General features: G+C 45.6%; 14 protein-coding genes. 9 read left to right on the top strand and 5 right to left on the bottom strand.

Annotated elements, in window-relative coordinates:
• Positions 1–86: 86 nt before the first annotated feature.
• Entirely contained in the window at positions 87–1559 is a 1473-nt protein-coding gene (locus SNE25_RS27950; RefSeq protein ID WP_321562308.1) for an aminotransferase-like domain-containing protein, read from the top strand.
• 37 nt (positions 1560–1596) lie between these two features.
• On the opposite strand, the gene pdxR is transcribed toward SNE25_RS27950, so the two are convergent.
• Positions 1597–3120 (bottom strand): MocR-like pyridoxine biosynthesis transcription factor PdxR, encoded by a 1524-nt coding sequence (gene pdxR, locus SNE25_RS27945; protein ID WP_321562307.1) that lies wholly within the window; start codon positions 3118–3120, stop codon positions 1597–1599.
• A gap of 107 nt (positions 3121–3227) precedes the next feature.
• On the opposite strand from pdxR, the gene SNE25_RS27940 reads away from it, so the two are divergent.
• From SNE25_RS27940 to SNE25_RS27930, 3 genes are all read left to right on the top strand, one after another.
• Entirely contained in the window at positions 3228–3845 is a 618-nt protein-coding gene (locus SNE25_RS27940) for a nitroreductase family protein (RefSeq protein ID WP_321562306.1), read from the top strand.
• 29 nt (positions 3846–3874) lie between these two features.
• Entirely contained in the window at positions 3875–4426 is a 552-nt protein-coding gene (locus tag SNE25_RS27935) for a carboxymuconolactone decarboxylase family protein (protein ID WP_321562305.1), read from the top strand.
• A gap of 134 nt (positions 4427–4560) precedes the next feature.
• Positions 4561–5478 (top strand): NADP-dependent oxidoreductase, encoded by a 918-nt coding sequence (locus tag SNE25_RS27930; RefSeq protein ID WP_321562304.1) that lies wholly within the window; start codon positions 4561–4563, stop codon positions 5476–5478.
• A gap of 384 nt (positions 5479–5862) precedes the next feature.
• Here the strand turns inward: SNE25_RS27930 and SNE25_RS27925 are convergent, their stop codons facing one another.
• Positions 5863–6147: a hypothetical protein gene (locus tag SNE25_RS27925; protein WP_321562303.1), complete on the bottom strand. Its 285-nt coding sequence runs from the start codon at positions 6145–6147 to the stop codon at positions 5863–5865.
• A 67-nt stretch (positions 6148–6214) separates the two neighbouring features.
• Between SNE25_RS27925 and SNE25_RS27920 the strand changes: the two genes are divergently transcribed.
• From SNE25_RS27920 to SNE25_RS27910, 3 genes are read left to right on the top strand one after another with little or no spacing between them, the layout of a single operon-like run.
• Positions 6215–9895 carry an ABC transporter permease gene (locus tag SNE25_RS27920; RefSeq protein WP_321562302.1) on the top strand — a complete coding sequence of 1227 codons (3681 nt, stop codon included), beginning with the start codon at positions 6215–6217 and terminating at the stop codon, positions 9893–9895.
• 23 nt (positions 9896–9918) lie between these two features.
• Positions 9919–10617 (top strand): family 16 glycoside hydrolase, encoded by a 699-nt coding sequence (locus tag SNE25_RS27915; protein ID WP_321562301.1) that lies wholly within the window; start codon positions 9919–9921, stop codon positions 10615–10617.
• 59 nt (positions 10618–10676) lie between these two features.
• Positions 10677–10877, top strand: a complete 201-nt coding sequence (locus SNE25_RS27910) for a hypothetical protein (RefSeq protein ID WP_321562300.1) — start codon at positions 10677–10679, stop codon at positions 10875–10877.
• Here the strand turns inward: SNE25_RS27910 and SNE25_RS31965 are convergent.
• The 3 genes from SNE25_RS31965 to SNE25_RS27900 form a co-directional block, all read right to left on the bottom strand.
• The gene (locus SNE25_RS31965; protein ID WP_407666965.1) at positions 10833–10973 is read right to left on the bottom strand and encodes a DUF3606 domain-containing protein; all 141 of its coding nucleotides are present in this window, start codon (positions 10971–10973) and stop codon (positions 10833–10835) included. The genes SNE25_RS27910 and SNE25_RS31965 overlap by 45 nt on opposite strands.
• Before the next feature lie 110 nt (positions 10974–11083).
• Positions 11084–12013, bottom strand: coding sequence for an SRPBCC family protein (locus SNE25_RS27905; protein WP_321562299.1), 930 nt, complete (start codon positions 12011–12013; stop codon positions 11084–11086).
• Positions 11946–12272, bottom strand: coding sequence for an ArsR/SmtB family transcription factor (locus SNE25_RS27900; protein ID WP_321562298.1), 327 nt, complete (start codon positions 12270–12272; stop codon positions 11946–11948). The genes SNE25_RS27905 and SNE25_RS27900 overlap by 68 nt, the downstream gene beginning before the upstream one ends.
• A 328-nt stretch (positions 12273–12600) precedes the next feature.
• On the opposite strand from SNE25_RS27900, the gene SNE25_RS27895 reads away from it, so the two are divergent.
• The gene (locus tag SNE25_RS27895) at positions 12601–13191 is read left to right on the top strand and encodes an RNA polymerase sigma factor (protein ID WP_321562297.1); all 591 of its coding nucleotides are present in this window, start codon (positions 12601–12603) and stop codon (positions 13189–13191) included.
• Between the two features lie 58 nt (positions 13192–13249).
• On the top strand, positions 13250–14446 hold the full coding sequence (locus SNE25_RS27890) for a FecR family protein (protein WP_321562296.1): 1197 nt from the start codon (positions 13250–13252) through the stop codon (positions 14444–14446).
• Positions 14447–14477 lie beyond the last annotated feature (31 nt).

Below are 14477 nucleotides of genomic sequence, written 5' to 3'. Positions count from 1 at the left end.
CTGTTCATAGCTTCGGGTACCAGCTTTTTCCAATCAGAGTGACCAGCCCAATTGATGTTCGGTGATAAAAATTACTTTGACTATTTATGCTTCCTTTTAAAACCCTATTAAATATCGATAAAAACAGTCCGGAAGCTGTGTTCAAGCAAATTGCCTCACAGCTTGTGTTGTTAATTCAAAAAGGAATATTACTGCCCGATATGCAATTACCCAGTACACGCCTGCTGGCGGCAGATCTGGGTTTGCACCGTAAAACCATCATGGCCGCATATAACACACTTATCGCAGAAGATTGGCTCATTAGTAAAGAAAGGAAAGAGTATCGGGTATCTACGCTCTTACCTATTATAAAGCCCCGGACCTATGCCAGTAAATCCAAATCAAGTTATAAGGCTGAATCAGCGATTATCTATGATAAACTGGAGCATCTGCCATCCTTCCCCAAAATAGCTGCCGGATTTAAAGTTATTGTAGATGATGGTTTCCCTGACGTTAATATATTTCCGGTTGAAAGGGTTTCACAAGAATACAGGAGACTACTTACTCACCAAACATTAAAAAAATCTACAGCAACCTGGAACATTGATGGGAGCCCGGTTATTAAAGAGGCATTGTCATCATTTCTGAATGATACACGGGGACTGAACATTGAGCAGGGAAATCTGATGATTACACGGGGGGCGCAAATGGCCATTTACCTGGCAGCATCACTAATCATAAAAGCTGGCGATAAGGTTTTGGTAACCAGCCCGAACTTTTTTTTAGCGGATGCTGTTTTCATGCAGCTTGGCGCTCAACTAATAACTGTGCCGGTAGATGATGAAGGTGCTGATGTTGACGCCATAGCAGATGCTTTGGAAAAAAATAACATAAAATTATTATACATTATTCCGCATCACCATCATCCGACAACGGTTACATTAAGCTCCACGCGCAGGGCCAAGCTCCTGGAATTGATCAGAATACACCAGCTGGCTGTAATTGAGGATGATTATGATTACGATTTTCAATATCAGTACAGCCCGTATTTACCGCTAGCCAGCGGGGCTCATGACGGCAACGTGATTTACATAGGTTCGCTTACAAAGGTGCTTGGATCTAATTTTAGGCTTGGCTACATGATTTCAACACCCAATTTTTTGCACAGCGCTGTTAAATTAAAAATGTTAATTGATATAAGGGGCGATGCATTGATGGAAGGAACAATAGCATCACTTATGGAGAATGGCGAGTTTTCAAGATTTATCATGAAAGCGAACAAGCTGTATGAATACAGATGCGACTCTGCTTCAAACTTGATTAATAGTGAACTTAACCATCTGGTAGAATTTAAAAAGCCGCAGGGAGGCATGGCGTTATGGTTAAAGTTTAAGGAGAATTACCAGGTAGCCAACATCGTTAATAAAGCAAGTTCTTTAGGATTACAACTCATCGGAATGCCTTATTTCAAAAGCAGCGATTTAACACATGATGCTATTCGTTTTGGATTTGCTTCGTTAAATGAAAAGGAGTTAGAATTTGCTGTCGATGTTCTTAAAAAGATCACATTTGCAAAATAACCTTACGCGAACTATTGTTGCCATAGTTTATCATCTATTATTTTTTAGCAAACGAAGATAGCGCCTGTTTCCATATACCAATAGCACCGGCCATTTCTGTTTCGTTTAGAGAGCAAAAACCTATGCGTATGAAATCATTTGACATAGCAATATCGGGCTGAAAAAAATAATTACTGCCGTCGCTGATATTTAGTCCCAGCTTTCCCGCATTCAGGGCAACTGTTCCGGCATTGATATGCTTTCTGTAGGCTGCCCAAATAGCTAAACCACCGTTGGGCCTGTCAAACGTTAAATATTCACCCAATTGTTCCTGAAGCAAGCGGCAAGTGTTTTCTAACCGCTCCTGATAGATCTTGTGCGACTTTTTAAGATGCCGGGAAATTTCACCCGTGCTCAAAAGTTCAGCAGTTGCCTCTTCCAATAACCGTTCACCTTGCCGGTCAATTAATTTGCGGATCGCGCCAGCTTCGTTTATAACCGCTTCCGGGGCGACCATAAAACCGATCCGGATACCGGGCGCAATACTTTTACAAAAGGAACCCGCATAAATAACATGTCTACCCGTATCCATACTTGCTAAAGGAAAAAGCGGATCGCTTGTAAAGTGATAATCAAAATCATAATCATCTTCAAGCAATGCAAATCTGTATTTGGAGGCCAGATTCATCAATCGCATGCGCCGCTCTGCGCTCAGGGTAACTGTAGTGGGCCGATGGTGATGCGGGATAATATAGATCATTCTGGGTGTCTTCTTTTTACATAATTGTTCGATCCGGTCTACGTCCATTCCTTCTTTATCCACCGGAATGAATACCAGGTTGGCTCCCGCCAATTTAAAGGCCTGATTCGCATCCCTATAGCCGGGTTCGGGTACAAATACGGTGTCTCCGGGGCGGATAAGAACCTGCGCGGTCAGATAGATGGCCATTTGCGTCCCCTTAGTGATGAGTATTTCTCTTTCAGTGACCTTAAGCCCTCTGGTCCGGTTTAAAAACTGAGCGAGTTCGCCCCGGAGACGATAGGAGCCCTGCTCCGGGCCATACATGAGCAATCGATTTGTTAAGTGGCCCTTCCCGAATCTTCTAAACTCCCGGATTATCTGCTCGATAGGCGCTATCCTGGGATCAGGAAAACCGTCATCGATCCTGTAGCGTGGTGCTGTCGCTCCCGGCGTATCGTTATCTATATTTGGATTTGTAGCGATTGGTTCATCAGCTTGTTTGATGATCAAAAGATAACCCGGTTGGCTGTTTTGTGTCAATTTTTCGCTATCCTCTTTGATCACGCGATCTGTAGTGTCTGGTAGATGATCGGAAACATAAACGCCACTTCTGTCCCAGGTTTCCACCCAGCCCTGCGCATTCAACTCGTCGTAGGTAGCCACCACTGTTTTACGACTAAGTTTCAGGCTTTGTGCCAGTTCTCTCGAAGATGGGAGAAGCTGCCCGGGTTTCAAAGTCCCACGACAGATCAACTGAATAATTTCCGCTTCTAACTGCTGATATAATGGACGATGTTTTCCGCCCTTTTTTAATGAAATGTCAAGAAATTTCTGAATCATAACTGGTTCCCTGAAATTTTCAAATCTGGTCCACTAAGGTATCCAAATAGCTACATAATTTTATCCTATTATTTTAAAAATCATTGTACAACTTTAATATTAAAATTATGACCAACGCTGTCATTGACACGATCCTTAGCCGTAGCGCCGCCAAGTACTACGATCCGGCCGCTACCCTGAGCGATGACGAAATCAGTGAACTGGTGCGAATTGGCACCAGCGCACCCACATCTTTCCACCTACAGAACTGGCGCTTCATTGCCGTACGCTCGCATGAAGCGAAATCCAAACTTAGTCCGATCGCCTGGCATCAGCCTGCGATCACCGAGGCATCTGTTACTTTCATTGTTGTAGGCCAGTTAGCCGATTCCAGCGTTATACCCGAGCGTCTGGCTCCTTTGGTAGCTGCTGGCGTTATGCCGGCGGCGATGGTGCCGGATTGGGAAATCCCTGCACGCGATCTGTACATGGATTACCCGCAGCGTCAGCGCGATGAAGCTGTACGCACCGCCAGCTTCGGTGCCGCAGCGATGATGTACGCCGCCCGCTCACTTGACCTGGGTTCGACGCCGATGATCGGCTTTGATGCCGAAGATGTTGCCCGTGAGTTCGGCCTGGCTGAAAACGAAATACCGGTCTTGCTTTTATCTATAGGCAAAGTACGCTCTGGGAACTGGAAGCAGAAGCCTCGTCGTCCGGTTACTGAAGTACTGGATTTTGTATAATTATTAAAATAAAACTAAAAGACCCTACAATGCCTAGAATTGAAGCCCTTAAGCCGGAGCAGGTGCCGGCTGATTCAAAACCGACCCTTGATGCGTTCACCAAGAACATCGGGTTCACTCCAAATATGATGGCAACCTTCGCCGCGAGCCCAATCGCGTTCAACGCATGGACTGCCCTTTTCAGCGTCATGACCAAAGCGCTCGATGTGAAGACACGCGATAGCATCGGCCTCGCCGTCTCAGAAGTGAATGGCTGCAACTACTGCCTGACCGTTCATAGCTATACCGCTAAGCATATGGCTAAGCTTGAGGCCGATGAGATCATTCTCGCCCGTATGGGCAACGCAACTGACCCTAAGCGTGATGCAGCCGTTCAGTTTGCGAAAAAAGTGATCGAGACCCGAGGCAAGGTTAGCGATGCCGATTTTGCCGCAGTACGGGATGCCGGCTACACAGATGCAAATATCATGGAGATCGTTGGCCTTGTGGCGATGTACTCCCTGACGAATTTTATCAATAACGTGTCTGATCCTGAAAAGGATTTTCCGCCGGTATTGCCTGCTGGCTCGATCTCACTATAGCATAGTAATCTCCCGGAATGCCTGGATGGTTTGTGATATGGATTAACGCTAAAAATAAAAAAAATAAAAAAAACTAATATGCAGCAACATCACTTCCTTAAGTAAGTGGTTGCTGGAAAAAAAGGAGGTATATTATGAAAGCAATTGTTGTAACAGACCAGGACGCGGGATTAGCCGGAATGAAACTGGTAGAGTTGCCCGAGCCGCCGGCAGCGATAAATGATGTCATCGTTCAGGTTTATGCGGCCAGTATTACCGGGGACGAATTGTCATGGCCATCCACCTGGACAGACCGTGCCGACATTAGCCGGACGCCATCGGTCCCCGGCCACGAACTGGCCGGAGTGGTAACATCACTTGGCTATGGCACGACAGGATTGTCGGTGGGACAACGGGTGTTCGGTCTTCAGGATTGGTATCGCAACGGCTCGCTGGCAGAGTACGTGGCCATCGAGGCGCGCAACCTGGCGCCGCTGCCGGACGATGTTGACTTCAATGACGGAACTGCGCTCGTGATGCCTGGCTTAACGGCGTGGCAGGCACTTTTCGATCACGGACAGCTTCAGTCAGGGCAAAGAGTCCTCGTACATGGGGCGGCGGGTATCGTCGGTTCGATGGCTGTCCAGTTGGCGCGTGAGGCGGGTGCGTACGTCATCGGCACCGGTCGGGCTGCTCACCGTGACGCAGCGCTCGGTTTCGGCGCAAACGAGTTCGTTGATCTCGATGACGATGCTTTAGAAAATATCGGCCAGGTCGATCTGGTTTTTGATGTTCTCGGCGGCGACATCGCGAAGCGTTCCCTGGGTGTAATTCGTCCCGGCGGAAGGTTTGTGTCCATTACCGGCTGGAATGAAGAACAAGCCCACGGGGTTTTGAATATTGATTTCGTCGTAGAAGCGGATCGCGCTCAACTGAATGAGATCGTGCAGCGGTTTCGTGACGGGCGTTTGAAAACGAACACCGGTAACATTGTTACGCTTGACAACGCGGTCGCCACCTATAACTCAACCGACCGGGCTAAGGGCAAAATAATTGTCCGCGTTCGCCAATAAGAACCCGGGGAGGTCGACCAGCGACCTCCCCATTATAGGAATAATATAGAAGAACTCCGTGGTTCTATAAAAAATATAATCAAAAAATTACTCATTTGTATTCGTTAATGTACACAACATTGTCTACTCCGTCGCCTATACGATCGGTAATTGTTTTTCCAGTTACTACACCCACCCCAAGGTCAATTATAGCATAAGCTAATCCAACTTCAGGAAAAGTAATTTCTTGGGAATAATAACAAACCAGATTCCTTAACTGGTTAACCATCTAAAAGTGTTTTCTGACTGTGAATGAAAATGACAGAATCTACAACGTTTATCCGTTTTGTGCCAGGAATGCCTACTGGTATTTCAGCAGTGTCAACCAAGCCAACGACCCAATTATTAATAACACTCGTCTTTGTATTCCACAGGCGCTATTGAATTGTGCAGGATATTGCAATAGGCCGATGAAGAAAGCTTGCGGCTTAGTGGTAAGAGGGTTAAAAACAGGTAGCACTCATGGTCTAAATAAGGGCGTTCGTTAAAAAGCGAACCCGATAGTGACACCCAGTTTTTACATTTCCCTTTTCCATGAGCATAAAGGGGAAAGTAAGGTATTCCCAAAATTGTCCGGTTTTCAAAACCGGACATTCCTTCGTCCGGTTCCGGTACACCATTTATTTCCATTTTCAGTTAAGGTTTTATAAATTAACATTTTATAGATTTGGAACAGCCATTGAGCTATTAATTTTACTTGAATTCATATACATTCCATATCACCGTTTACGATCTGTTCTTTTTCGGAATGATATTCATCGGGCTTAATTTTGCCGTGTTATTAGCATTCGTCAAAAGTGTCAATCGTGCCGCAAACCGGTTTCTCGCGTTGGCGCTGCTCACCATGATCTTATGGATGATGCAGGTATTGGCCATTGACATCCGGCTGGAAACTTACCTGCCCGGCTGGGACCGGCTGCCAATGCAGTTCTTGCTGGCACTTGGGCCCCTGATCTATTTTTATGTCCTGAAAATAACGCGGCCGGCATATCAATTCAGGTGGAAGGACCTGCTGCATTTTATCCCGCTGCTGCTCGAACAGGGCGCCCTGGCATTGGAGGCCAGAGAAGTTACCCGAACAGGCGTGGCAACTTATACTACGCTGATCTTTCAGCAGTTGAACCCGGTATTACAACTGCTCATATTCATTTCGATCATCACCTACCTGTACCGATCTCATAAGCTCATCGAACACTTTTACCGCCGGTTGCAGCCTGTGCTGATGGACCGGTCCCGTCTTGAATTCAGGTGGCTGCGCCGCTTGCTGGCGGCTACTGCTTTGTTGTGGCTACTATGGATAAGTTTTGCCGTGGTTGATTATCTTGGTTATCGCAGTCAATTGGGTGTACATGTTTATTATCCCTTTTATATCTTTTTCGCTGTGATCATTATATGGACTGCAGCGGCAGCCTTTTTACGGCCGCATGCCGGATGGATGGTCCAACCGCCTGCTGCGCCTAAACCACCGCTCACGACGGAACAGAGGGAAAAAGGTAGCTGGCTCAAAAAAGCAATGCAGGCCAACCGGTATTACCGAGACCCGGAACTCAGCGTTAGCTCATTGGCTGATGAACTGGATATCCCGCCCCACGAATTATCCAGGATCATTAACACAGCGCTCAAAAAAAATTTCAATGACTTTATCAATGAATACCGCATTAGGGAGGTCATCTTAAAGATACAGGACCCGGCTTATGATCATATCACGCTCCTGGGCATCGCCTACGAATCGGGCTTCAATTCGAAAACGACCTTTAACCGTACTTTCCGGCAAATGACAGGGAAAAATCCAGCAGAATATAAAAGGGGGCTAAAAAAAGAGCGACCATTTTCTAATTTGGGGCGTCATCCCCGGTTTGCAGCGGTAATTTCGAACCAGGAAACCACGCATAAGTGGTTGGAAGAGCAATCAAACCGCAATTATATGTTTCGGAATTATTTAAAAACCGCCTGGCGCAACCTGGTCAAACACCGGTTCTTTTCATTTATTTCTATTACCGGGCTTGCTATCGGGCTATGCGCCTGTATCCTGATCATTCAATATGTGAGCACGGAGCTCAATGTTGACCGTTTTCACAAAAATCTGGATAACCTGTACCGGGTGGTGGACGACCGTTACCAGCAGGGTTCACTGGTACAGCACAGCGCCATGACTTATTCCGGAATTGGGAGGGCCATGAAACAGGACCTACCCGAAGTGGAAGCTTATTGCCGCGTGACCCCTTACCGGGTAGAGGTTATTTCCTGGTCGGATAAAAAAATAGCCGATCAGCGCGCCATTGCGGTGGATGCGTCCTTTCTTTCCATGTTTACCTACCCACTGCTGGCAGGTGACCAAAAGACCGCTTTACTGGAACCCAACAGCATAATCATTTCGGAAAAAATGGCCAGGGAGCAATTGGGCGTAAAAGAACCGCGATCATTGCTTGGACAGGTAATGGTATTCGATACGGATTCCCTCCCTTATAAAATAACAGGTATATGTAAGGATGTACCAGATCGTTCACAGCTGCATTTCGATCTTCTGATCTCTTACAATTCACTCTACAGCAACAATGGCAACAACAGGTACACAGTGGCCGATTATGATTTTACGCAACCTTCTTTCTGGCAATATATCCAGTTGAGGAAAGGCGCCGATCCACAAACGGTCGAACGGAAATTTGCCGCATTGAACACCAGATATTTTCCCAAAGCCGCGGCTGCCGGCACAAGGGATGTGTTTTACCTGCAGCCTTTAAGAAAAGCCTATCTCTATTCCGACTTTGAATATGAGATCGGTAGAACGGGCAGTTACCGCATTGTATGGAGCCTGCTGGTGATCGCTTTTTTTATACTGGTCCTGGCCTGGGTGAACTATATCAATTTAGCCACCGCCCGGTCGCTGGAAAGGGCAAAAGAAGTAGGCATCAGAAAAGTTACGGGCGCATCAAGGATGCAACTGATCAAGCAGTTTCTCACCGAGGCGCTGTTAGTTAACCTGGTGGCCATCATCATAGCGGTTTTCTTTGCATGGTTACTGCAAAGTGAATTTAATCAACTCGTCAATCGCAACCTTTCGATGGCTATGCTGTTCTCAAAGCAGGCAGCGATTACCATCCTGTTCGCCTTATTTACGGTCGCCGGCATTTTCTTTTCCGGTTTCTACCCGGCATTCATACTCTCCGGTTACAATCCCCTGAAAGTCCTGCGGGGAACGTTTGCACATTCTGTAACCGGTGTGTTCTTGAGGAAAAGCCTGGTTACTGCGCAATTCGCCATCAGCATACTGCTGATCATCGGCTCTTTGGTGATATACAGGCAACTCCGGTTTATGACCGGCCAATACATGGGCTACAATATGGACCAGATGATGGTGCTGCGTAAGCCGGTACTGAGTAATCCGGGCGCTGCATTCATGAACAACGTGCATGAATTTATCCAGGCAGCACAGCAGTTGGCCTACGTAAAAGGCGCCGCGGCTTCGGGCCGGATACCGGGGCAGGAACTGGACAAGATCAGCGACGTGGACCGCACGGATATTCCAATAAAAAGCAAATCGACCATGGCGACCATGGGTGTGGATACGCATTTCATCAACCTGTACCAAATGAAATTGCTGGCGGGCAGGAACTTTTCTCCATTGGATTACCATGAAGACCTCACCAAAGTGCACAACTTTATCATCAACGTAACCGCATTGCGACAACTGCATTTTCAATCGCCGCAGGAAGCCATCGGTAAATCTGTAATGGCATCGGGCCGCACCTGGTATATCATTGGCGTGGTGGCTGATTTTCATCAGCAATCCTTGAGGGCCGGGATCGAACCGGTGTTGCTGTTGCCGACGCTGCCGGGTCACTTCACCCAGTTCTCTGTAAAAGTGGACCCGCAACATATGGCTACGGTTATTAAAGACATCCGGAAACTATATGACCGCTATTTCCCGGAGAATGTTTTTGATTACTATTTCCTTGACGAAAAGTTCAACAGACAATACAGTAACGATTACCTGTTCGGCAAAGTATTCGGCCTGTTCGCGGCGTTGGCTATATTGATCGCCTGCCTGGGTTTATCCGGGTTATCGTTACTCACTGCGATGCAGCGTACCAAGGAGGTCGGCATACGAAAAGTGCTGGGCGCTTCCGTACCAGGTATCGTGTTGCTGCTTTCGAAAGATTTTATCAGGCTGGTACTGCTCGCGATCATTATCGCTTCACCTGTTGCCTGGTATATCATGCATGTCTGGCTGCAGGATTTTGCTTATCGTGTCCATATCAGCTGGTGGATATTTGCATCAGCAGGTTTGCTATCACTGATTATTGCATTGCTGGTGATTGGTTTCCAAACGGTGCGCACGGCGGTTGCCAATCCCGCAAAGAGTCTCAGGACCGAATAAAAACTTCATTTAAAAAAATCATTATGTTTTCATCAAATTTCCCCCTCTTACGCGGCGCGATCATCAGTATATGGTTATTATCTTCTTGCTGCCGCTTATTCGCGCAGAATACCAATTTTGAAAATTATGGCCTGAAACCCGTATCGGTGAAGATGTCGGTCACCAGCATCGGCGGCAGAAAAGCGGTGAACGTAAGCAGGGACACCACGATCAAAGGCGCTGACATTCCCACGTTCGTACGGCTGAGCAACACCGGTGATTTCCGCAACGGGACCATTGAGGTCAAGCTGTTGAGCCGGCTGCTGCCCGCCGCGGAGGGTTATGCAAGGGGCTTTATCGGGTTAGCCTTCCGGATCAGCCAGGACAACAGCCGGTTTGAATCCATTTATATCAGGCCTACCAACGGAAGGGCGGAGGACCAACTTCGCAGGAACCATTCCACGCAATATTTCTCTTATCCTGATCATAAGTTCGACAGGCTTCGAAAAGAAGCTGCGGGACAATATGAATCCTATGCCGACATGGGGCTTAACGAGTGGATCAAAATGAAGATCGTGGTCAGGGATGCCCAGGCTAAACTTTACCTGAACGATCAACCGCAGCCCGTCCTGATCGTTAACGACCTGAAGTTGGGTGCATCCAACAGCGGCGCTATCGGCCTTTGGGTGGATGCCGGCACGGATGCTTTTTTCCGGGATATCAAAGTGGTGAAAGAAAAATAGTTTTGATCTTCTTTGACAAATTCGAAACATGAAAGGCACCAAGCGAACAATTATTAAATGTGAATATATTGGCTCCCTATATCCTGACCTGCCTGATCCAAAAAACCAAACGACTGATCTATCTGAGTTCGGGCATGCATCTGAGCGGGAACGCCAGGCCAGATAACCTTCACCACGTAAGTTATTCCGATACAAAGCCCCTTACGGGGCTGTTCTTATTTGACTTTCTTTTCGATATCCTTACGCTGGTTGCCGGTTGACTTCTTTGCGTCTTTGATTTCCTGCTTGCTAACGCCTTCTTTATGCGCTTCGTATTTGATTTCGTGGGGCTGATCCGATACGGAAAGGTGTTCCACTTTGCTTCCTCTAGTACTTATAGATCGATGAATTTGTTATTTCTTATGAATTAACAAATCTTATTCCAAGAGGTTTGAGCGACGATTTCAAACATTATTTTCCAGTGTCATTATTGTGGTTCACCCTTACCCGTGTTGATGAAATTATGCATGCTTTGGTTAATGTGTTCCGTCCAACCGGTGCGGCAGTTTTCATAACATTCTACTTCCGGCGTCAGGCCGATATGGGTCATAATGATTTTTGTGCCGTTATTTTCGGGGATGAGTTCCCAGACGACACGGGTACCGTTCCATTCAGTTTTGTCTGCCTGCCAGTGCAAGAAGCAATCTTTCACTTCCCAAACGATGGTATCGCCCGGGATCAGATCAGCGATCTCAAAATCCACAAAAGTTTCGCCGAAACGAACAGTAAACTGGTCGCGCAGCTTTGCGGCGCTTCCCTCAAAGTTTTTCGCCCACCAGCCGGCTACCTGACTGATCGCTTTTTCGGCTTCCTGCGGGTTGGCGTTTACCTGAATACGGGTGGTGTAATTGGTAGCAAATTGCTGATAGACTGCCAGTACATCGCTCCAGCCTTCGTTGATGTCGGCCGCGTTTTGCAGATCACCTAATACATTGAGGTCTTTATGCGTTAAGGTGACGCGGGTGCTTTTCGGACCTTCGGGGATAAACTCCACCCTTACCTCGCTATGCAGTTCCGGGTTATATTGGAAGTTGGCATCTGTCTGCCAGTCGAGTGCAAACAGCGTGTAAGGTTCATAGATCAGCACTTTACCGAGATCGCGTTCTTTACCGTCACTGTTGTAGCCGATCCAGCGGCCGCCGGCTTTAGCTTCCAGGCCGACTTTGACCATCGGGCAGTCATCATTGTGCCCGGAAGCGGGCCACCAGAGGCCCATCTGGTTGACAAATACTTCAAAGGCGGTCTGCTGCGAGGCCGTTACCCTAATTTCTTTTCTGATGGTGTTTAATTCAATGGTTTCCATTATTTTTTGCTTTTTCGGTTTGTTCAGCCAGTGCTTTGAAGTTCGCCAAAGCATCGTCCCAAAATTTGTCTAAGTAGTTTCTCATCGCAATGATTCCTTCACGGTTCAATTCATAAATGTTATTGTTGCCGACGGTTTTCAGACTGATCAGCTTCGCTTCCTTGAGCACTTTTAAATGTTGCGATACGGCCGGGCGGCTGACGCTCATCCCTTCGGCGATGTGCACTACGGATAAAGGGCCATGCTGTAATTTCTCAAAGATGGAGCGGCGGGTCGGGTCGCCTAATGCGTTAAATGCCAGGTTACTGTTCATTGTTTATTTAGTAAGTAATAACTTACGGTAAGTACAAACTTACTAATAATTTTAATACTTGCAAATCTTTTTTGTATTTTTAAATCACATGAATATCATCCATTAATAGCATTTGTAATCTTAAGTTTTGAGTCTCCACAGAAATCGAAAAATGCATTATTTTAAGTATTGCAGGGAATTTTCTATGTTTGTATAATTGCTTTGTGCCAATCAAACCATTAAATAGTTTATTATATTAAAAAAAAATTTAAGCAGCGAGCAAAGTTGAAATTAAATTGCAATCGATTGCGAAGCATTGTGTTATAATAAGTACCCCTATTTTAATTTAATGAAAGTGCTTTTTAATGAACCCGAATTAATTAATCGCATCGCCATTGGCGACAGAGAAGCATTTACACAATTTTACACGGCATACCTTAAGAACATTTATAAATACATATATAGCATTTGCTATGTAAAAGAAACCAGCGAGGAAATTGTACAGGAACTTTTTTTAAAAGTTTGGGAAAATCGCGAAAACCTGGTTAAAGTGAAATCTGTAAAAGCTTATTTATACCAATCGGCAAAGCATCTCTTGTTTGATTATATCCGCCGTTTGCAGGTGGAAAGTAAAGCGTTGGATATAATAGAATTAAATGCTTTGATGGGAGAAAATTATACCGACAATCACTTTATCTATAGCGAATATTATCAAATGGCTCAGCAAGCCATAGATCTGTTACCCGAAAAACGCAAACAAATATTTAAACTGCGTTTAAATGACGAACTTACGCTCGATGAGATTGCTTTAAAACTCCACATCTCCAAATCGGTAGTAAAAAAACAATTATATGCCGGTGTTAGCTTTGTGCGCAAATACCTTTATAAACACGGCGAAATAGTAGCAATATTACTGTACCTTACAATTTCTTCACGGTAAATTAAAAATATTTTCACACTCAGGGGTTCTTTAACAATTGGCGTTCGTCTTAATAGATATGAGCCAATCAATACCTGATCAATTTTTCGAGAAACTTAAAAATCAGCAACAAAGCGAAAGCGATCATCTGCAGCTTACAGAATGGTTTAGAACCGCTTCGGAAGCTGAAATTGAGGAGGTTTTGAACAAATATAGCTGGTATTTTCAAAACGAACCGGATGAACGCTATCCCGAAAACGGATATCTGGCTAACCTGATTGAGAGTAAGCTCAATGAAGCTGAAGGCTCGTCGGAATCAAACAAAAAACTTCCAAAACAAAAAAACTCGTGGCCTTTTATAAAAAAAATAGCCGCTATGGCAGCTATGTTGTGTGCTTTGGGCCTGTTTTATTATTTTTTTAAAGACAAAAAAACGCCTGAGTTTTCGGCTCACGTTACTCACGCGGCAAAAATAGTTCCGGGTGGCAATAAAGCCATGCTTACGCTGGGCAATGGAAAGGTGATTGTTCTTGATTCAGCTCACAATGGTATGCTGGCCAGCCAGGGCGGCGTACATGTTTATAAATCAAAAAATGGCCGGCTTGTTTATGATGTTTCAAAATACAATGCTCAGCCAACCGATGAACTGACTTATAACACCATAAGCACGCCGCGTGGTGGCCAATATCAGGTTGTGCTGCCTGATGGTAGTAAGGTATGGCTTAACGCGCAATCTTCACTGAAATTTCCGGCCCGTTTTACCGATAAACAACGGAGTGTGACGCTGGAAGGGGAAGCATATTTTGAAGTAGCTAAGGACAAAATGCACCCATTTAAGGTAAGCGTAAATAACACGGAGGTAGTGGTACTTGGCACCCATTTTAACATTATGGGATACAACGACGAGGATGCGACTACAACCACGCTGCTTGAGGGATCTGTTAAAATTATAAAAGGCAATACACAACAGATGATTGTGCCTGGCCAGCAGGCTATGGTAAAACAAGATATCACAGTGAAAAATGTGAATGTAAATGAGGCTGTTGAATGGAAGAACGGCAACTTCAATTTTGCTCATGAAAAGCTGCAAAGCATTATGCGCAAAATAGCCCGGTGGTATGATGTGGATGTTGATTATGAGGGCAAAACTACATCGGCAACCTTTGTGGGTACCATACCCCGTTCGCAAAACATCACCGAAGTTTTAAAATACCTTGAATTAACCGGATTAGTACACTTTAAAATTACAGAAAGGAGAATTACCGCCATGCCTTAATATTTACTTCATTGCGGTTTTTCTAATAGAA

The organism is Mucilaginibacter sabulilitoris (genome assembly GCF_034262375.1).
GTDB classification, from domain to species: domain Bacteria; phylum Bacteroidota; class Bacteroidia; order Sphingobacteriales; family Sphingobacteriaceae; genus Mucilaginibacter; species Mucilaginibacter sabulilitoris.
Note: the sequence above shows the minus strand (reverse complement) of the source record. Positions and strands in the feature narration are given on the sequence as shown.

Coding starts and splice junctions, on each gene's coding strand:
- SNE25_RS27950 (WP_321562308.1), top strand. CDS start 87: ATGCTTCCTTTTAAAACCCTATTAAATATCGATAAAAACAGTCCGGAA.
- pdxR (WP_321562307.1), bottom strand. CDS start 3,120: ATGATTCAGAAATTTCTTGACATTTCATTAAAAAAGGGCGGAAAACAT.
- SNE25_RS27940 (WP_321562306.1), top strand. CDS start 3,228: ATGACCAACGCTGTCATTGACACGATCCTTAGCCGTAGCGCCGCCAAG.
- SNE25_RS27935 (WP_321562305.1), top strand. CDS start 3,875: ATGCCTAGAATTGAAGCCCTTAAGCCGGAGCAGGTGCCGGCTGATTCA.
- SNE25_RS27930 (WP_321562304.1), top strand. CDS start 4,561: ATGAAAGCAATTGTTGTAACAGACCAGGACGCGGGATTAGCCGGAATG.
- SNE25_RS27925 (WP_321562303.1), bottom strand. CDS start 6,147: ATGGAAATAAATGGTGTACCGGAACCGGACGAAGGAATGTCCGGTTTT.
- SNE25_RS27915 (WP_321562301.1), top strand. CDS start 9,919: ATGTTTTCATCAAATTTCCCCCTCTTACGCGGCGCGATCATCAGTATA.
- SNE25_RS27905 (WP_321562299.1), bottom strand. CDS start 12,013: ATGCTTTGGCGAACTTCAAAGCACTGGCTGAACAAACCGAAAAAGCAA.
- SNE25_RS27900 (WP_321562298.1), bottom strand. CDS start 12,272: ATGAACAGTAACCTGGCATTTAACGCATTAGGCGACCCGACCCGCCGC.
- SNE25_RS27895 (WP_321562297.1), top strand. CDS start 12,601: ATGAAAGTGCTTTTTAATGAACCCGAATTAATTAATCGCATCGCCATT.
- SNE25_RS27890 (WP_321562296.1), top strand. CDS start 13,250: ATGAGCCAATCAATACCTGATCAATTTTTCGAGAAACTTAAAAATCAG.